Annotated in this window: 17 protein-coding genes; 12 read left to right on the top strand and 5 right to left on the bottom strand. The window is 64.6% G+C overall.

Going from position 1 to position 19,215, the window contains the following annotated elements:
- Positions 1–31: 31 nt before the first annotated feature.
- Complete coding sequence (locus ACP15I_RS07535) at positions 32–1,003, top strand: ROK family protein (RefSeq protein WP_424974575.1); 972 nt, start codon at positions 32–34, stop codon at positions 1,001–1,003.
- Here ACP15I_RS07535 and ACP15I_RS07530 read toward each other — a convergent pair.
- From ACP15I_RS07530 to ACP15I_RS07510, 5 genes are all read right to left on the bottom strand, one after another.
- Complete coding sequence (locus tag ACP15I_RS07530; RefSeq protein WP_424974574.1) at positions 1,000–1,851, bottom strand: metal ABC transporter permease; 852 nt, start codon at positions 1,849–1,851, stop codon at positions 1,000–1,002. The genes ACP15I_RS07535 and ACP15I_RS07530 overlap by 4 nt on opposite strands.
- Entirely contained in the window at positions 1,848–2,750 is a 903-nt protein-coding gene (locus ACP15I_RS07525; protein ID WP_424974573.1) for a metal ABC transporter permease, read from the bottom strand. The genes ACP15I_RS07530 and ACP15I_RS07525 overlap by 4 nt, the downstream gene beginning before the upstream one ends.
- A complete protein-coding gene (locus tag ACP15I_RS07520) occupies positions 2,747–3,655 on the bottom strand; it encodes a manganese/iron ABC transporter ATP-binding protein (RefSeq protein WP_424974572.1) in 909 nt (302 codons plus the stop codon). The genes ACP15I_RS07525 and ACP15I_RS07520 overlap by 4 nt, the downstream gene beginning before the upstream one ends.
- A 24-nt stretch (positions 3,656–3,679) precedes the next feature.
- Entirely contained in the window at positions 3,680–4,576 is an 897-nt protein-coding gene (locus tag ACP15I_RS07515; protein WP_424967671.1) for a metal ABC transporter substrate-binding protein, read from the bottom strand.
- A gap of 117 nt (positions 4,577–4,693) precedes the next feature.
- Complete coding sequence (locus tag ACP15I_RS07510) at positions 4,694–5,140, bottom strand: Rrf2 family transcriptional regulator (protein ID WP_424967670.1); 447 nt, start codon at positions 5,138–5,140, stop codon at positions 4,694–4,696.
- A gap of 278 nt (positions 5,141–5,418) precedes the next feature.
- On the opposite strand from ACP15I_RS07510, the gene ACP15I_RS07505 reads away from it, so the two are divergent.
- From ACP15I_RS07505 to ACP15I_RS07455, 11 genes are all read left to right on the top strand, one after another.
- The gene (locus tag ACP15I_RS07505; RefSeq protein ID WP_424967669.1) at positions 5,419–6,003 is read left to right on the top strand and encodes an ANTAR domain-containing response regulator; all 585 of its coding nucleotides are present in this window, start codon (positions 5,419–5,421) and stop codon (positions 6,001–6,003) included.
- Complete coding sequence (locus ACP15I_RS07500) at positions 6,000–7,178, top strand: CmpA/NrtA family ABC transporter substrate-binding protein (RefSeq protein ID WP_424974571.1); 1,179 nt, start codon at positions 6,000–6,002, stop codon at positions 7,176–7,178. The genes ACP15I_RS07505 and ACP15I_RS07500 overlap by 4 nt, the downstream gene beginning before the upstream one ends.
- Before the next feature lie 263 nt (positions 7,179–7,441).
- Positions 7,442–8,809, top strand: a complete 1,368-nt coding sequence (locus ACP15I_RS07495) for a CmpA/NrtA family ABC transporter substrate-binding protein (RefSeq protein WP_424974570.1) — start codon at positions 7,442–7,444, stop codon at positions 8,807–8,809.
- Positions 8,810–8,963: 154 nt separating this feature from the next.
- Positions 8,964–10,046 carry an ABC transporter permease gene (locus ACP15I_RS07490; protein WP_424967666.1) on the top strand — a complete coding sequence of 361 codons (1,083 nt, stop codon included), beginning with the start codon at positions 8,964–8,966 and terminating at the stop codon, positions 10,044–10,046.
- Positions 10,047–10,052: 6 nt separating this feature from the next.
- The gene (locus tag ACP15I_RS07485) at positions 10,053–11,738 is read left to right on the top strand and encodes an ABC transporter ATP-binding protein (protein ID WP_424974569.1); all 1,686 of its coding nucleotides are present in this window, start codon (positions 10,053–10,055) and stop codon (positions 11,736–11,738) included.
- Between the two features lie 6 nt (positions 11,739–11,744).
- Entirely contained in the window at positions 11,745–12,218 is a 474-nt protein-coding gene (locus tag ACP15I_RS07480; RefSeq protein ID WP_424967664.1) for a globin family protein, read from the top strand.
- Positions 12,219–12,332: 114 nt separating this feature from the next.
- Positions 12,333–12,767 carry a globin domain-containing protein gene (locus ACP15I_RS07475; RefSeq protein WP_424974568.1) on the top strand — a complete coding sequence of 145 codons (435 nt, stop codon included), beginning with the start codon at positions 12,333–12,335 and terminating at the stop codon, positions 12,765–12,767.
- Between the two features lie 67 nt (positions 12,768–12,834).
- A complete protein-coding gene (gene nirB / locus ACP15I_RS07470; protein ID WP_424974567.1) occupies positions 12,835–15,270 on the top strand; it encodes a nitrite reductase large subunit NirB in 2,436 nt (811 codons plus the stop codon).
- Entirely contained in the window at positions 15,267–15,605 is a 339-nt protein-coding gene (gene nirD / locus ACP15I_RS07465) for a nitrite reductase small subunit NirD (RefSeq protein ID WP_424967661.1), read from the top strand. The genes nirB and nirD overlap by 4 nt, the downstream gene beginning before the upstream one ends.
- Complete coding sequence (locus ACP15I_RS07460) at positions 15,602–18,232, top strand: molybdopterin-dependent oxidoreductase (protein ID WP_424974566.1); 2,631 nt, start codon at positions 15,602–15,604, stop codon at positions 18,230–18,232. Before nirD ends, ACP15I_RS07460 begins: the two co-directional genes overlap by 4 nt.
- The gene (locus ACP15I_RS07455) at positions 18,232–19,203 is read left to right on the top strand and encodes a glycosyl transferase family protein (protein ID WP_424974565.1); all 972 of its coding nucleotides are present in this window, start codon (positions 18,232–18,234) and stop codon (positions 19,201–19,203) included. Before ACP15I_RS07460 ends, ACP15I_RS07455 begins: the two co-directional genes overlap by 1 nt.
- The last annotated feature ends 12 nt before the right edge of the window (positions 19,204–19,215 follow it).

The raw sequence follows: 19,215 nt of genomic DNA, 5'->3' as shown, positions 1-19,215 counted from the left end.
CGTTTCACCGAATCTGTGGAGCTTGAAATCCATGTCCACGACCGCCCCTGGTCCCGCCCTCGTCGCCGATATCGGAGGCACCAATACGCGCGTTGCCCTTGCGGATGGCGCGATCCTGCGCGCTGACACGGTGAAGAAGTTTCGCAACGCGGACCATGGCTCGCTGGACGAGGTGCTGCGGCTCTATCTCGCCGAACAGGGCCAGCCGGAATGCAGCGGTGCCTGCGTCGCGCTGGCGGGTCCGGTGCGCAACGGGGTCGGCGGGCTGACCAATCTCGACTGGCGGATGGACGAGGCCTTGTTGACCGCGGCGACCGGCGCGCCGCGCGTGGCGCTGCTGAATGATCTGGTGGCGCAAGGCTATGCCCTGCCCCATATGGATCCGAACCTGATCCGTCCCATCGTCACACGGCCTGCGGTGGCTGACACCGAGACCTGCCTGATGATCGGGCTGGGCACCGGGTTCAACGCGGCCAGCGTGCTTCATGCGCCGGGCGGACGGCTGGTCACCCCGTCCGAGGCGGGCCATTCCAACCTGCCTGTGCGCACGGATCAGGAGCTGCGCCTGTGCCGCTTCGTCGAGACCGCCCATGGTTTCCCAGCGGTGGAGGATGTGCTCTCGGGCCGCGGGCTCGAGCGGGTCTATACCTTCCTTGGCCCCACACCGGACCAGACCCCGCGTCTCTCGGCGGCCGAGGTGATGGCCGCGGCCGAGGCTGGCGAGCGTCAGGCGCTCGACGCGCTGGAGCTTTTTGTCGGAATGCTGGGCACGGTGGCGGGCAACCTCAGCCTGATCCATCTGCCCTTTGGCGGGGTCTATCTGGTGGGCGGCGTCGCGCGCCATATCGCGCCCTATCTCGGACCCATGGGCTTCGCCGAAGCCTTTGCGAACAAAGGGCGATTTGCGGACTTCATGCGCGATTTTCCGATCTGGCTGGTGGAGGATGACTTCGCCGCGCTGATCGGCTGCGCGAGCTACCTGCAGGAACGCGGCGCGGCCTAGCCCGTCGCCGTCTCGCCCATACGGCGGGCGGTCCGCGCGTTACGCCAGAGCCGGACGCAAAAGGCCACGAGGAACACGCCCGTCAGGATCAGGATGATCGTCGGCGCGGGCGCGCTGTCGAGCCAGAAGCTCGCATAGACCCCGGCCACCGAGGCCAGCACTGTCACCGTCACCGCGATCCAGAGCATCCGGTCAAACCGGTTGGTGACCAGAAACGCGATCGCTCCGGGCGCGATCAGAAGGCCGATGGCGAGGATGATCCCCACCGCCTTGAGCACCGCCACGATGGTCAGCGAGATCAGCGCCAGCATCCCGTAATGGAGCCACAATACCGGCAGGCCAACCGCCCGCGCCTGCGCCGGATCGAACGCATGGAGCAGGAAGTCCCGCCACTTGACCAGAAGCACCCCGGCCACCAGCGCCGAGATCAGCCCCGCCGTCCAGAGATCCGCCGCCCCGATCCCCAGCATGTTGCCAAACAGGATATGGTCGAGATGCATCTCCGTCTCGATCTTGGTGTAGATCACCAGCCCGATCCCGAACATGCCCGAGAAGACGACGCCCATCACCGTGTCCTGCTTGATCCGGCTGTTGGCCTGCAGGTAGCCCGTGGCAAGGGCGCAGACCATGCCTGCCCCGAAGGCGCCGACGATCAGCGGGATGCCCGCCACATAGGCCAGCACGATGCCCGGCAGCACCGCATGGCTGATCGCATCACCCATCAGGCTCCAGCCCTTGAGGACCACGAAACAAGACAGGATCGCCGTCGGCACCGCGATGATCGCCGCGATCAGGAAGGCGCTCTGCATGAACGGAAAGAGGAAGGGCGCGAGGATGGTCTCGATCATTCCGCCGCCTCCAGCGGGTTTACGGGGGGTGCGGCCCGGCTCTCGCTCGCCCGCAAAGCCGCCGCTGCCCGGCGCCGCGCCGCGCGGTAGCCATGTTTCGGTGCAAGGAAAAATGCCAGCAGGAACAACAAGGTTTGCAGCGTGATGATGATCCCGCCCGTGGCACCATCGAGGAAATAGCTCGCATAGGCGCCGACCGCCGCGGTCCCCGCGCCGATCCCCACCGAGATCATCAGCAGCCTCTGGAACCGGTCCGTCAAAAGATAAGCCGTCGCCCCCGGGGTCACCACCATGGCAATGACGAGAAAAGCGCCCACGGTCTGCAGGGCCGCGACGGTACAGGCCGAGAGCAGCACGAAGAACATGAATTTGAGCCGCACCGGATGCAGCCCGATGGACCGAGCATGGCTCTCGTCAAAGAAGGTGACCATCAGGTCCTTCCATTTGAGCAGCAGCAGCGTCAGGGACACTCCCCCGATCAGGACAAGTTGCAACGTGTCCGTGGGCGTGATCGCGAGGATATTGCCCAGCATGATGGTCTGGATGTCCACCGAGGTCGGCGAGATCGAGATCATGAAGAGCCCCAGCCCGAAGAAGGAGGTGAAGATCAGACCGATGATCGCATCCTCTTTCAGGCCGGACCGCTGGTTCAGGAACAACATCGCCCCCGCCGCCAACCCGCCCGACAGAAACGCACCGAGCGCGAAGGGCAGCCCAAGCATATAGGCCCCGGCGACCCCCGGCACGATGGCATGGCTCAGGGCGTCCCCGATCAGCGACCAGCCCTTGAGCATCAGATAGGCCGACAGAAACGCGCAGACCGCCCCGACCAGCGCGCTCACCCAGATCGCATTGGTCATGTAGCCATAGGCAAAGGGCGACAGGAGCGTTTCGATCACCTTGCCTTCTCCTCTTCGGGCTCGGCCTCGGGCGTTCCCAGCGTGCGGGTCTTCTCGTCATAGGTGACGAGCGGGCGCTCATCATCGGTAAAGATCATGACCTTGCGAGCGTCATCATCGTCATGCAGATCTTCGCCCTCAAGCACGAAATGGCGCAGCACGCCGCCAAAGGCGCGTTCCAGATTGGCCTGGGTAAAGGTCGTCTCGGTCGGGCCAAAGCCCAGCACCGTGCCCTTCACGAGAATGGTCCGGTCGCAGAATTCCGGTACCGATCCGAGGTTGTGGGTCGAAACCAGCATCACCCTTCCCTCGTCGCGAAGGTCGCGCAGGAGCGCGATGATCGCGTCCTCGGTCTGCACATCGACCCCGGTGAAGGGCTCATCGAGCAGGATCACCTGCCCGTTCTGCGCCAGCGCCCGGGCCAGGAAGACCCGCTTGCGCTGCCCGCCGGAGAGCTCGCCAATCTGCCGGTGACGGAATTCGGCCATGCCGACCCGCTCGAGCGCCTCGGTGACCGCCTGCCGGTCCTTGGCACCGGGCATCCGCAAAAACCCCATATGGCCGTAACGGCCCATCATCACCACATCCTCGACCAGCACCGGGAAGGACCAGTCGACCTCCTCGTTCTGGGGGACATAGGCGATCTTGTTGGCCTTGAGCGCCTCGGCGACCGTGCCGCCCAGCACTTCGATCTCGCCCCGCGCCGTGGGCACGAAGCCCATGATCGCCTTGAACAGCGTGGATTTTCCCGCCCCGTTCACGCCGACCAGCGCGGTGATCGTACCGCGCGGGATGTCGAAGCTCGCATCGTTGAGCGCCGTCATCCCATTGCGATAGGTCACCGTCACGTTCCGGGCACAGAGGCCGGGGGTGTTCGTTTGTCCATCCGGGGCCGATGGGCGCATGGTCGTATCCTTCGGGGCGGTGCCTCAGTTCAGAGGCGTGGTCAGGCCCTCGGCCAGAGTTTCGGAGGTGACCCTTAGCAGGTCGAGATAGGTGGGCACCGGGCCATCCGCCTCGGTCAGGCTGTCTACATAGAGCACACCGCCAAAAGTCGCGCCGGTTTCGCGCGCCACCTGCTCGGCCGGATCGTTGTTCACCGTGCTTTCGCAGAAGACCGCGGGAATGTTGTTCTCGCGCACGCCGTCGATGACCTTGCGCACCTGCTGCGGCGTGCCGGTCTGGTCGGCGTTCATGGGCCAGAGATACAGCTCCTTCATCCCGAAATCCCGGGCGAGATAGCTGAACGCGCCTTCGCAGGAGACGAGCCAGCGCTGGGCGGCGGGGACCTCTTGCACGCGGGCGCGCAGGGGCGCGATGGTCGCGCTGATCTCTGCCTTGTAGCGCTCGGCATTGGCGGCGTAGATCTCGGCATTCTCGGGATCCTGCGCGGCAAAGGCGTCTCGGATATTGTCAACGTAGATCAGCGCGTTATCGAGCGACATCCAGGCATGCGGGTTCGGCTTGCCCTCATAGCTGCCCGAACCGATCGACACCGGGTCGATCCCGTCGGTCAGGGTCACGGCTGGCACGTCGCGCAGGTTCGACAGGAACTGCTCGAACCACAATTCGAGGTTCAGACCGTTCCACAGGATCAGGTCCGCCCCCTGCGCCCGCAACAGGTCGCGGGGCGTCGGCTGATAGCCATGGATCTCGGCCCCGGGCTTGGTGATCGAGACCACTTCGGCCGCCTCGCCCGCAACATTCTGCGCCATATCGGCGATCACGGTGAAGGTGGTTACGGCCTTGAGCTTGTCGGCCATCGCCCCGCCGGGCAGTGCCACCGTCGCCACAAGGGCCAGTACACACGCAGATCTTCCAAGCATCTATCATCTCCCCCGAGAGATTAAGTTGTTTGGAATGAATATGAGAATGATTTGCAAAAAGTAAACACAGAAATTCTAACAACGGCCTAGACCGTTGTTATAGAACGCTTTTAGATGTCAGGCATTGACCGGTGCGTTGCCCAGAAGCTTCTCGAGACCGGTATTGTCCTTCACGAGGCTCTCCAGCGTGATCGTATCGAGGGAGCGATAGAAGGCGGCCAGAGCCTCCCCCAGGGCGCCCTTCAACCGGCAGACGGAGACCAGCGGACAGGTGCATTCTTCGGCATTGAAGCACTCGGCAAAGGGGGCGCCGGCCTCGAAGACGCGAAAGACACCGCCCACGGTGATGTCCTCGGCCCCCCGGGCCAGTCGGATACCGCCCCCGCGCCCGCGCACGGTTTCGATGAAGCCGGTCTGACCGAGCATGTTGATCACCTGTCCGAGATGGTTCTCGGAGGCATTGGTTGCTTTGGCCACTTCCGAGGTCCGGATGTTGCGGCCGGTATTCACCGCGCAATACATCAAGGTTCGCATGGCTAGGTTGGTTCGGGTCGTCAGGCGCATGGAACCGAGGTCCTTTCCGGGGCATTCGCACTCAGGCGAGGGTTAAGTGGAGTGTAGGACCTGTCTTTGACTTGGATCAAGCACAGCGCAGCGGCAAGCCGATTTGCCGCAAGCGAATAAGGGCATCCCGCCGGGAATGGCCTCACTTTTTGCAAAATGAGAAGACCACTTGCGACGCTTTTCGCGTTTTGCCTAAATATCCAGCAGAAATGTGGTTTTTGGCCGCGACCCACGGCCCGAGGCTTGCCGAGCCGCGAAAAAGGCAAGACATCTGCGCCATGGCCGACGCTTTGAAGATTCTGGTCGTTGAACCCGACGAACCCCGCGCGCGCATGATCATGGACGGGCTGGCCGAGGCTGGGAATGTCGACGTGACCGTGCTGGGCAGTGCAACTGGCCTCGCACGGCGCATGTCCGAGATCGCGCCGGATGTGGTGCTGATCGCCATGTCGAACCCGTCCCGCGACACGCTGGAGGCGCTGAGCGTGGCCTCGGGGTTCAATGACCGCCCCGTCGCGATGTTCGTGGATCAGACCGATGACGCCACCACCCGTGCCGCCATCGAAGCCGGGGTGAGCGCCTATGTGGTGGACGGTCTGCACAAGGACCGGATCAAGCCGGTGCTCGACGCGGCGATTGCCCGGTTCAACATGTTCGCCAAGCTGCGCACGGAACTGGCCGCGGCCAAGACCGCGCTTGCCGAGCGCAAGACGATCGAGCGGGCCAAGGGTCTGTTGATGACGGCCAAGGGTATCAGCGAGGATCAGGCCTATGCCATCCTGCGCAAGACCGCGATGGATCAGGGCCGCAAGGTCTCGGAAGTCGCCGAAGCCCTGGTCACAGCCTCGGATTTGCTGCGATGAGCCGGAGCATCCTCGATATCGGCTATGTGCCGCTGGTGGACGCCGCCCCCCTGCTCGTGGCCCAGAAGATGGGGTTTGCCGAGGCCGAGGGCCTGTCGCTCAACCTGCACAAGCAGCCCTCCTGGTCGGCGCTGCGGGATGGCGTGGCGCTGGGGACGTTGGACGCGGCCCAGATGCTGAGCCCCCTGCCCGTGGCCATGTCCCTGGGCCTTGGCGGGTTGCCGACGCCCATGGATGCGCTGCTGGTGATGTCCGTGAATGGCAATGTGATCGGCGTGTCCAACGAGATTGCGGCCAAGATGCGGGCCGGTGGCTGGCAAGAGAGCTTTCGCGACCCGCTCGGCACCGGCAACCACCTGATCCGGGCCACGGGGCGGCGTTTGCGCATCGGTGTGCCCTTCCCCTTCTCCATGCATGCGGAGCTTGTGTTTTACTGGCTGGGTGCGTTGGGCCTCAAGACGCCCGGCGAGCTGGACGTGCACACCATTCCGCCCCCGCTCATGTCCGACGCGATTGCCGCCGATGAGATCGACGCCTTCTGCGTGGGCGAGCCCTGGGGGTCCATCGCAGTAGAGAACGGGACGGGCGAGCTGGTCCTGCCCGCCTCGGCGATCTGGGCTTTCGCGCCTGAGAAGGTGCTCGGCGCGCGGCGGGACTGGATCGAGGAGCATCCCGGCGAGACCCGGTCGTTGATGCGGGCGGTGGTGAGCGCGGCGCAGTGGCTGGGGGCCGAGGAAAACCGGCTCATGGCGTCGGAAGTGCTGGCCGAACCGGGTCTGATCGATGTGCCGGACGGGGTGCTCGACCGTGCACTCTCCGGGCATCTGATCACGAAGCCCCGGGCCCTGTCCCTGCACACGGCGCGGTTCCTGGAATTCCATGCGAGCGCCGCGAACTTCCCCTGGCGCAGTCAGGCCGCCTGGATCGCGAGCAACATCGCCTCCCGCGTGGGGCTGGACCGGACCGAGGCGATGCGGACCGCGATGGGCTGTTTCCGCAGCGATCTCTACCGCGCCAATCTGGCCGATCTGGGCATCGACATGCCCGGCGCCTCGGCCAAGATGGAGGGCGCCCTGAGCGAGCCGACCGCCGTCGCCTCGGCCAAGGGATCGATCATTCTGGGCCCGGATGCGTTTTTTGACGGCACTGTTTTTGATCCTTCGCCGCAAGGCTGATCAATTCTTGTGCAACTGCAGCATGAGCCGCGATTTTCGCCGGGTGCGACAGAAATAACAGTTCAATTGAGAGGCGACTCGCCGCAATAAAAGATCAGCCGCGCCGGACAAGGACGTCCGCGCCCTGCACTTGCCCCGCGGATGGGGACCTTCCGGAGCAAAGCCGCTCGACCACTTGTGACTGACGTCTCAAGGCAGGTTCGCGCGGCTTTTTTGCGTTTTACCCCCGACATCCTCCCCGGGGATCAACCTAAGGAAACGAGATGAGAAAAACGTTTGCTGCCCTGCTTGCAACCTCCGCGATGCTGTCGCCGGCCATGGCCGAGATGCTGCCGCTGGAAAAGGACGAGCTGAAGTTCGGCTTCATCAAGCTGACCGACATGGCGCCCCTCGCCGTGGCCTATGAGAACGGCTATTTCTTCGACGAAGGCCTGTTCGTGACGCTCGAAGCTCAGGCCAACTGGAAGGTGCTGCTGGACGGCGTGATCTCGGGTCAGCTCGACGGCGCGCACATGCTGGCCGGTCAGCCCCTGGCAGCGACCATCGGCTTCGGTACCGAAGCGCATATCGTGACCCCCTTCTCCATGGACCTGAACGGCAACGGCATCACCGTGTCGAACGAGATCTGGGAGCAGATGAAGCCGAATATCCCGACCATGGATGACGGGCGTCCGCAGCATCCGATCTCGGCCTCTGCGCTCAAGCCGATCGTGGACGAGTACAACGCCTCGGGCCGCCCCTTCAACATGGGCATGGTCTTCCCGGTCTCGACCCACAACTACGAGCTGCGCTACTGGCTCGCCGCGGGTGGCATTCACCCGGGCTTCTACTCCCCCGAGGATGTCTCCGGTCAGATCAACGCCGAGGCGTTCCTCTCGGTGACGCCGCCGCCGCAGATGCCCGCGACCCTCGAGGCCGGCACAATCTATGGCTACTGCGTCGGCGAGCCGTGGAACCAGCAGGCCGTGTTCAAGGGCATCGGCGTTCCGGTGATCACCGATTACCAGATCTGGAAGAACAACCCCGAGAAGGTCTTTGGCCTGACCGCCGAGTTCACCGAGCAGAACCCGAACACCACGCTGGCCATCACCAAGGCCCTGATCCGCGCCGCGATCTGGCTGGATGAGAACGACAACGCCAACCGTCCGGCGGCAGTCGAAATCCTGAGCCGCCCGAACTATGTGGGTGCGGATTACGACGTGATCGCGAACTCCATGACCGGCACCTTCGAATTCGAGAAGGGCGACAAGCGCGAGATCCCGGATTTCAACGTGTTCTTCCGCTACAACGCCACCTACCCCTTCTATTCGGACGCCGTGTGGTACCTGACCCAGATGCGCCGCTGGGGTCAGATCGCCGAGCCGAAATCCGACAGCTGGTACGATGAAGTCGCCAAGATGGTCTACAAGCCCGAGATTTATCTCGAAGCGGCCCGCCTGCTGGTGGACGAGGGCCTGGCCAACGAAGCGGACTTCCCCTGGGACAGCGATGGCTACAAGGCCCCGACCCCGGCCGAGGATATCATCGACGGCATCGCCTATGACGGCAAGCAGCCCAACGCCTATCTCGAAAGCCTGTCGATCGGCCTGAAAGGCGAACAGGTCGTCGTGGGCAGCGAAATCCAGGGCTGATCCCCAAACAGACCGCGCGCCCTTCTCCCGGGCGCGCCCCTGCCCTCCGCGCCACTCGTGACCGCGGAGGGCACCCGAAAAGACACAACCGATCCGCCCTTCCCGCGTGCGCCCCCCTCAGCAGAATGCGCCGCCCCTATCCGGAGCAGACCCGATGACAACCGTCGATCCTGATTTCGCTGCGAAAGAGGCCAAAGAGGCCCGCCGCGAGCGCTTGTTCACCCGCATCAACAAGGCCGACGCCTGGCTCAAGGTGCTTGGCCTCGGCTGGATCACTCCGATGGTCAAGGCCGCTGCCGGGGACAACCCCAAGGCGCAGATGAAAGACATCTGGCAGCTCTTCTGCGTGCCGATCCTCGCCATCACCCTGTTCCTGCTGGCCTGGGGCACGCTGGCGCCCAAGGTTCAAACCTCGCTCGGCGCCGTGCCCGGCCCCGCCCAGGTCTGGGAGCAGGCCGTCGCCCTGCACCAGGATGCCGCCGCCAAGGCCGAGAGCGAGCGCGTCTTCAACGAACGTGTGGACCAGCGCAACCAGCGCCTGATCGATGCGGGCCGCGCCGACGAGGTCAAGGACATCGCCTATACCGGCGCACCCTCCTATTACGACCAGATCTGGACCTCGATCAAAACCGTGTTCTTCGGCTTCCTGATCGCGACGGTCTTTGCCGTGCCGCTGGGGATCTCCGCCGGTCTGTCGGTCACCGCCAATGCCGCGCTGAACCCGATCATCCAGATCTTCAAGCCGGTCTCGCCGCTCGCATGGCTGCCCATCGTCACCATGGTCGTCTCGGCGGTCTACACCACGAATGACGGGCTCTTTGCCAAGTCCTTCCTGGTCTCCGCCATCACCGTGACGCTCTGCTCGCTCTGGCCGACCCTGATCAACACCTCGCTGGGTGTGGCTTCGATCGACAAGGATCTGGTCAACGTCTCCAAGGTGTTGAAGATGAACACCTATACCAAGATCACCAAGCTTGTTCTGCCCTCGGCCCTGCCCCTGATCTTCACCGGTCTGCGCCTGTCGCTCGGTGTGGGATGGATGGTGTTGATCGCGGCCGAGATGCTCGCCCAGAACCCCGGGCTCGGCAAGTTCGTCTGGGATGAATTCCAGAACGGCTCGTCCAACTCGCTGGCCAAGATCATGGTTGCGGTTCTGACCATCGGCATCATTGGCTTCCTGCTCGACCGCCTGATGTTCACCATCCAGTCGCTCTTCACCTTCACGAATAACCGGTGATCAGACATGACCGCGATTGAATTCAAGAAGGTCTCCAAGAGCTTCGGCGAAGGCGCAAACCGCGCGGACGTGCTCAAGGACATCAACCTGACTGTCAGGGAGGGCGAGTTCCTCGTGCTCCTCGGCTTCTCCGGCACCGGCAAGACCACCCTGATCAACCTCATGGCCGGGCTGGAGCAGCCCACCAAGGGCACGGTCAGCTACAAGGGCAAGCCGATCACCGGCCCCGGCCCCGAGCGCGGCGTGATCTTTCAGAACTACTCGCTGATGCCCTGGCTGACGGTGAACGGCAATGTGCGCCTCGCGGTGGACACCATGTTCCCCACCCTCAGCAAGGCGGAGCGTCAGGCCAAGGTCGATCACTACGTCAAGATGGTCGGGCTGAGCCACGCCACCACGCGCCGCCCTGCAGAGCTGTCGGGTGGGATGCGCCAGCGGGTCAACGTGGCCCGGGCGCTGGCCATGAACCCCGAGGTGCTGCTGCTCGACGAGCCGCTCTCGGCGCTCGACGCGCTGACCCGCGCCAATCTCGCCGACGAGATCGAAGGGATCTGGGAAGAAGAGAAGAAGACCTGCGTCCTGATCACCAATGACGTGGACGAGGCCATCGTGCTCGCCGACCGCATCATCGCCCTGAACCCCGACGGAACCCTCGGCGAGGAGTTCACCGTGAACATCCCCCGCCCCCGCGACCGGGTCGAGATGAACCACCATGCGGGCTTCAAGAAGCTGCGCGCGGATGTGACCAAGTACCTGATGGATGTGGGCATCGACGCCAAGACCGAAGGCACCAAGATCCTGCCGGATGTCACGCCGATCCACGGGGTGCCCGCCGCCGTGGCCAAAGCCCAGGCCGGCATGATCGAAGAGCGCTTCCTCGATTTCAGCCAACTTCACAAGATCTATCCGACGCCCAAGGGTCCGTTGACCGTGGTCGAGGATTTCAACCTCAAGCTCAACAAGGGCGAGTTCATCTCGCTGATCGGGCATTCCGGTTGCGGCAAATCGACCGTGCTGACCATGGCCGCGGGTCTCAACGAGATCTCCAAGGGCGCGATCAAGCTCGATGGCCGCCATGTGGAAGGCGCCGATCCCGAGCGCGCCGTGGTGTTCCAGTCGCCTAGCCTCTTTCCGTGGCTCACCGCCAAGGAGAATGTCAGCGTCGGCGTGGACCGGGTCTATCCCCGCGCCTCCGCCGCCGAGCGTCAGGATGTGGTCGAGTATTACCTCGAACGTGTGGGTCTGGCTGACAGCATGGACAAGGCCGCCTCGGACCTGTCAAACGGCATGAAGCAGCGGGTCGGCATCGCCCGGGCCTTTGCCCTCAGCCCCAAGCTTCTTCTGCTCGATGAGCCCTTCGGGATGCTCGACAGCCTGACCCGCTGGGAGCTGCAGGAAGTGCTGATGGAGGTCTGGTCGCGCACCAAGGTGACCGCGATCTGCGTGACCCATGACGTGGACGAAGCGATCCTTCTGGCCGACCGCGTGGTCATGATGACCAACGGCCCGCGCGCCACGATCGGCAAGATCACCAATGTGGATCTGCCGCGCCCGCGCACGCGCAAGGCCCTTCTCGAACACCCGGATTACTACACATACCGCCAAGAAGTTCTTGATTTCCTTGAAGAGTATGAACATGGCGCGAAGCCCAAAAAGCCCGCGCCGGCCCCGAAACCCATTGCAGCGGAGTGAGCCACAATGACCCCGGATCAAATCACCCTCATCCAAGACAGCTTCAAGAAAGTTGCGCCGATCTCTGACGCGGCCGCCGAGATTTTCTACACGCGCCTGTTCGAGATTGCTCCCCAGGTGAAGCCCTTCTTCAAGGGCGACATGAAGGCCCAGGGCAGCAAGCTCATGGCGACGCTCGGTGTGGTCGTGAACGGTCTGCGCGATCTCGACAAGATCGTGCCCGTGGCTCAGCAGCTGGCGGTGAAACACGTGGATTACGGGGTCAAGCCCGAGCATTACGCCCCCGTGGGCGAGGCGCTGATCTATACCCTCGACAAGGGTCTCGGCGACGAGTTCACCCCCGAACTCAAGGATGCATGGCTCGGTGCCTATACCACCTTGTCCGGTGTGATGATCGATGCGGCCTACCCGTCCGAGAAGATCGAGACAGCCGCTCCAGCCAACACCCCGAAAAAGCCGTGGTGGAAGATCTGGGCCTAAGGTTAACGCCTAAAACCCTCGGGAAATGTCACAAAAGCGAAGGATCGCACCAACTGGATATAGACGGATTTCTGATCTTCTGACGGGCAATGCATTCAATCTGGAGAGCTCGCCATGACCCCTGAAGACATCCGCCTGATCCAAACCGCCTTCGCCCAGGTTTTCCCGCAAAAAGCCAAGTTTGGAATGATGTTCTACACCCGCCTGTTTGAATTGGAGCCCGCGATCAAGGGCATGTTCTCGACGAGCATGGCCCGGCAATCCGAGATGCTCATGCAGGCGCTGGCCCTTGTGGTGCGCGGGCTGCGCACCGACGGGGCCCTGCCGCCCAAAGCCATGGAAATGGCCGCGCGGCACGGGCGCTACGGGGTGACCGAAGCGCATTACCAGACCATGGGCGACGCCCTGCTCTGGAGCTTGGCAGAAACACTTGGGGACGCGTTCGACGCGCCCACGGAGGCGGCCTGGCGCAAGGCCTATGACCGCCTCTCCCGCACCATGATCAATGCCGCCGCCGGAGCGTCTCCGGGGGTGGAGTTAACGACCTGAAACCCTTGTTGGTCGGCTGACCCCGTGCGTCGGGGCGCCCACCGACCTTCCTGATTGGAGGGAGCCCATGACGCAAAAACTCGTCATCATTGGCGCAGGTATGGCCTCGGGCCGTGCCCTTGAGAGCCTGCTGGACGCAGACCCGAACGCCTATGAGGTCACGCTCTTCAATGCAGAGCCCCGTGGCAACTACAACCGCATCATGCTCAGCCCCGTCCTGTCGGGTGAGAAGACCTATGACGAGATCGTCACCCACACCGCCGAGTGGTATGAAGAGAACGGCGTCACCTGCCGCTTTGGCGAGCGGGTCGCCGGGATCGACCGGGCGCGCAAGGTGGTCATCGCCGAGAATGGTGACGAGGTGGCCTATGACAAGCTGATCTTCGGCACCGGATCGAACCCCTTCATCATCCCCCTGCCCGGTCATGACCTCGAAGGCGTGATCGCCTATCGCGATCTCGAGGACACCGAGCGGATGATGTCCATGGGCCCGGACAACAAGGTCGTGGTGATCGGCGGCGGTCTGCTCGGCCTCGAAGCTGCGGCCGGGATGGCGGCGCGCGGGGTGGATGTGACCGTGGTGCATATCATGGGTCACCTGATGGAACGGCAGCTCGACGAGGCGGCCGGCTATCTGCTGCGCAAGGCGCTGACCGACAAGAACATCACCGTGAAATGCTCGGCCAACTCCAAGGAGATCCTCGGCGAGAACGGGCATGTGAAGGCGCTCCTGCTGGATGACGGCACCGAACTGCCTTGCGACCTGCTGGTCATGGCCGTGGGCATCCGCCCCAATACCGCGCTGGCGCAGGAGGCGGGCCTGGCCGTTGGCAAGGGCATCCATGTGGATGACCAGATGCTGACCTCGGATCCGTCGATCTTCGCGGTGGGCGAATGCGTCGAGCATGAGGGCGCGATCTTCGGCCTCGTCGCCCCGCTCTATGATCAGGCGAAGGTGCTGGCCAAGACGCTGCTCGGCGAAGAGGCGACCTTTGTCCAGAAATCCCTCTCGACCAAGCTCAAGGTCACGGGGTGTGATCTCTTCTCCGCGGGCGATTTCGCCGATGGCGAGGGCCGCGAGGACATCGTGTTCCGCGATCCGGCGCGCGGCGTCTACAAACGCCTCGTGATCGAGGAGAACAAGGTCGTGGGTGCTGTCTTCTACGGCGATACCGCAGACAGCAACTGGTTTTTCGGCCTGATCCAGTCGGGCGAAGACATCTCCGAGATGCGCGACACGCTGATCTTTGGCCCGGCCTATCAGGGGGGGGCCGCACTGGACCCTATGGCGGCCGTTGCAGCCTTACCGCTTGATGCGGAAATCTGTGGCTGTAACGGCGTATCCAAGGGCGACATCGTGGCCGCCATCGAGGCGGGTGCAACCGATCTGGGCGCTGTGCGCGCGGTGACCAAGGCCTCCGGGTCCTGCGGGACCTGCACGGGACTGGTCGAGCAGGTTCTGGGCGTCACACTCGGCGATGATTTCATCATTCCCGCCGCGGCCTCCATGTGCGGCTGCACGGATCTGACCCATGAAGACGTGCGGCGCATGATCAAAAGCCAGGAGCTCAAATCCATGGCCGCCGTCTGGCAGGAGCTTGGCTGGAAGACCAGCTGCGGGTGCCATGTCTGCCGCCCGGCCCTGAATTTCTACCTGCTGGCTGACTGGCCGGTGGAGTATCAGGATGACCCGCAGAGCCGCTTCATCAACGAACGGCGTCACGCCAATATCCAGAAGGACGGCACCTATTCCGTCGTGCCGCGCATGTGGGGCGGGATGACCACGCCGGACGAGCTGCGCGCGATTGCCGATGCCGCCGACAAGTACAATGTACCCACGGTCCATGTGACCGGCGGCCAGCGGATCGACCTGCTGGGCGTGAAGGGAGAGGACCTGCCGGCGATCTGGAAGGATCTCAACGATGCGGGGATGGTCTCGGGCCATGCCTATGCCAAGGGTCTGCGGACGGTGAAGACTTGCGTCGGCAAGGATCACTGCCGCTTCGGCACCCAGGACAGCACCGGGCTTGGCATCAAGCTCGAGAAGAAGCTCTGGGGCTCCTGGACGCCGCACAAGGTCAAGCTCGGCGTGTCGGGTTGCCCGCGCAATTGTGCCGAGGCGACCTGCAAGGATATCGGGATCGTCTGTGTCGATAGCGGCTATCAGATTGGCGTCGCCGGGGCCGCGGGCATGGATGTGAAAGAGACCGAGCGTCTGGCCGATGTCGCCACCGAACAGGAGGCGATCGAGTATGTCACCGCCTTCATGCAGCTCTTCCGCGAGAACGCCAAGTATCTGGACCGGCCCTATAAATGGGTCGGCAAGGTCGGGCTCGACTGGGTGAAGGAGCAGGTCTTTGACGAGGCCACCCGCTCCGGGCTGATCGAGCGGTTCGAGCTCTCCCAGAGCATCTATCAGAAAGACCCCTGGGCCGCGGAAGCCGCCGAGAATGCGGACAACTATCAGCCGATCGCTGATTTCAAACTGGAGGCCGCGGAATGAGCGACTGGATTGATATTGGGGCCCTCGAGGATATTCCGACCCGCGGCGCGCGGGTGGTCAAGACCGCCATGGGCTGCGTCGCGGTGTTCCGCACCGGATCCGATGAGGTCTATGCGCTGGAAAACTCCTGCCCGCACAAGGGCGGCCCGCTCTCTGAGGGGATCGTCCATGGCAACAAGGTGACCTGTCCGCTGCATAACTGGGTGTTCAGCCTGGAAACCGGCGAGGCGCAGGGGGCCGATGAAGGCACCGTCCCGACCTATCCGGCGCGGGTCGAGGCCGGTCGGATCCTGCTGGAGACGCAATTCCTGCAATCCCGGATGGCCGCCGAATGACAGACCCAGCCCCGCGCCCGACCTGCACCACCTGCCCCTATTGCGGCGTCGGCTGCGGCGTTCTGGCCGGGGCGGATGGCAGCATTGCCGGAGATCCGGACCACCCGGCCAATCTGGGGCGGCTGTGCTCCAAGGGCTCGGCGCTCGGCGAGACCCTCGATCTCGAGGGTCGTCTTCTCGCCCCGCAGATCGGCGACCGGCGCGCGGGTTGGGACGAAGCGCTCGATCTGGTTGCCGACCGGTTCACGGCCGCCATCGCCGAACACGGACCCGACAGCGTGGCCTTTTATGTCTCGGGTCAGCTGCTGACCGAGGACTACTACGTCGCCAACAAGCTCATGAAAGGCTATATGGGCTCGGCGAATATCGACACGAATTCAAGGCTGTGCATGGCCTCCTCGGTGGCGGGTCACAAGCGCGCTTTCGGCACCGACACGGTTCCGGGTCAGTACACGGATTTCGAGGCAGCCGATCTGGTCGTGCTGGTGGGATCGAACCTCGCATGGTGTCATCCGGTGCTGTTCCAGCGCCTGCAGGCGGCCAAGCAGGCCCGCCCCGCATTGAAGGTCGTGGTTATCGACCCCCGTCGCACGGCCACCTCGAACATCGCGGATCTACATCTGTCGATCCGCCCGGACGGAGATGCCGCCGTTTTCAACCTGCTGCTGGCGGAGATCGCCAAACGGGGGCTGACCGATGCGGATTTCGTCGCCAAATCCGTCGCGGGTTATGACGCAGCTTTGGACACCGCGCGGCAGACCGAGACCGCCGAGACCGGGCTGACACCGTCAGAGCTCGCCAGCTTTCTCGAGATGTGGTGCAGCACCGAAAAAGTCGTCACCCTTTATTCCCAGGGGGTGAACCAGTCCTCCTGCGGGACCGACAAGGTCAATGCCATCCTCAACTGCCATCTCGCCACCGGACGGATCGGGCGCGAAGGGATGGGACCGTTTTCCATGACCGGGCAGCCCAATGCCATGGGCGGGCGCGAGGTGGGCGGTCTGGCCAATATGCTCGCCTGCCATCTGGACATCGAAAACCCGGATCACCGCGCCGCCGTGCAGGAGATGTGGTCCTCGCCCACCATGGCGCCGAAACCGGGCCTCAAGGCGGTGGACCTGTTCGACGCCTGCGCCGAGGGGCGGATCAAGGCGCTCTGGATCATGTCGACGAACCCCGTGGTCTCGCTGCCCGATGCGGACAAGGTCGCCGCCGCGATCCGCGCGGTGCCCTTCACGGTCATGACCGACATCATGGCCGACACCGATACCGGGCGCTGTGTCGATGTCCTGCTGCCCGCCACGGGCTGGGGCGAGAAATCCGGCACGGTCACAAATTCCGAGCGCTGCATCTCGCGGCAGCGCAAGTTCCTCACCGCCCCCGGCGAAGCGCGGCCCGACTGGGACATCATTTCCGATGTCGGCCGTCGCATGGGCTGGACCAAGGCCTTTGACTACCGCTCCGAGGCGGAAGTGTTCCGCGAATACGCAGCTCTGTCGGCGCTGGCGCCTCGCTTTGGCAAGGATTTCGACATCTCCGGCCTCGCGACCCTCACCGACAGCGCCTATGACACCCTGTCCCCCACCGTCTGGCCCGTGCCTGCCGAAGGGGCGTCCGGCGGTCGGTTCTTTGCCCAAGGCGGGTTCTATAACGCCGATGGCAAGGCCAAGATGCTGCCCATCACGCCGCCAGCCGCCCCCGTGGCACAGGTCGGTTTTCCGGTGCGGCTCAATACCGGTCGGGTGCGAGATCACTGGCACACCATGACGCGCACGGGCAAGGCACCGCGCCTCGGGGCGCATATGGCTGAGCCCTATCTGGAGATCCATCCTCAGGACGCCGAAGAGGCCGGGCTGGGTGATGCGGAGCTGGTCACGGTCTCGTCACCCTATGGCGCGGCCACGCTGCGGGTGCTGGTAACCGATCGCGGACAGACCGGCGCGGTGTTTGTGCCCATGCACTGGACCGATATCGTCTCTTCCACCGGACGGATCAACGCGGTGATCGCACCGGTGACCGACCCGGTTTCCGGCCAGCCCGCCTCCAAGGGCACGCCGGTTGCGCTGAGCCGGTTCGCGGCAGGCTGGTACGGCTTTGCCGCCAGCACCGAAACCATGACCCCGACCCGTCCTTATGCGGCCATTGCCCGGACCAGATCCGGGACGCGCGCCGAAGTGGCCGGGATCAAGCGGCCCGGCGATTGGGAGGCTGAGGCCCGCGCCGTTCTGGGCCTGACCCGGGGCACGGCCAGCGTGATCGAGGACCCCGCCCGGGGCACGGCGCGCGTCGCGATCACCGAAGGGGACGTGATCATCGGCCTCTTCTTCGCGGCCCCGACCCCCGTCGCGCTGTCCCGCAGCCACGCGGTGGCGCTGATCGGCGCGACCGAGGATCCGTTCCGCGCGCTGGCGGGCATCCCCGGGGCGGACCGGCCCGATGCCGGGGCCACGGTCTGCGCCTGTTTCGATGTGGGCGTGAACGACCTGCGCCGCGCCATCGAAGGCGGGGCGCGCACGGTCGAGGCGCTTGGGGCCTGCACCCAGGCCGGCACCAATTGCGGCTCCTGCCGGCCGGAGCTGCAGGCGCTGATCGCCGGCACGCCCGCGCTGAAACTCGCGGCGGAATAATGAGCCTCGCGCCCTATATCGCGACGGTTGCGCGGGGTCCCGGCCGCGCGCGCCCGCTGACCCAGACCGAGGCGCAGGAGGCGATGACCCACGCGCTGGACGGGACCGGCGCGCCCGAGGCGGTGGGCGCGCTCTTGATGACCTTGCGGCTGCGCGGAGAGACGGCGGATGAGATCACCGGGTTCTCGGCCGCCTTTCGGGCGCATCTGCGCCGTTGGTCCAAGCTTGAGGCAGATCTGGACTGGCCGAGCTATTCCGCCGGGCGCACCCGGGGCCTGCCATGGTTCCTGCTCAGCGCGCGGCTGGTGGCGGCGGCGGGCTACAGGATCATGATCCACGGGCGGAACGGATCGGATGCGGCCCTGCGCGCTCATCTCGGACCGCTTGGACTGTCCATGTCCCTGACCCCGACCGAAGCGGCCACCGCCTTGGAGGATGTGGGCATCGCCTATGTCCCGCTGGAGGCGCTCTCGGCCCGGGCGACGGATCTTCTGGCCTTGCGGGACCATCTTGGCCTGCGGTCTTGCGTGAACACCTGCCTGCGCGTGGCAAACCCGGCGGCAGCACCGGTCACGGTGCAGGGCGTGTTCCACCCGCCCTATCGCGAGCTGCAGGAGGCCGCCTGCGAACGGCTCGGCGATAGTTCGGCCATGATCATCAAGGGCGGCGGCGGCGAGTTCGAGCGCTATCCGGGCAAACCAGTGGTCTGCCACGGCTTCGGTCCCGCCGGCGCATGGCCCGACGCGCCCGCCATTCTCGACGACACGCGGCGGCTGACCGAGGTGACGGACGATCCGGCCCATCTCACCGGTCTGTGGGAGGGCAGCTGGCACCATCCCTTCGCCACGGCCACCGTTCTGGGGACCGCCGCGCTGGCGCTCTGGTCCCTTGGCGCGACCCAAACCCTGCCCGAGGCGGAAGCCCGGGCCGCAACCCTCTGGAGCGCGCGGCAAACCCGTCACGCGGCCTGACCGGCGACCGAC

The organism is Dinoroseobacter sp. S124A, assembly GCF_049801015.1.
GTDB lineage: Bacteria > Pseudomonadota > Alphaproteobacteria > Rhodobacterales > Rhodobacteraceae > Dinoroseobacter.
The sequence above is the reverse complement of the archived record's forward strand: the minus strand, read 5'-3'. Positions and strand labels throughout refer to the sequence as shown.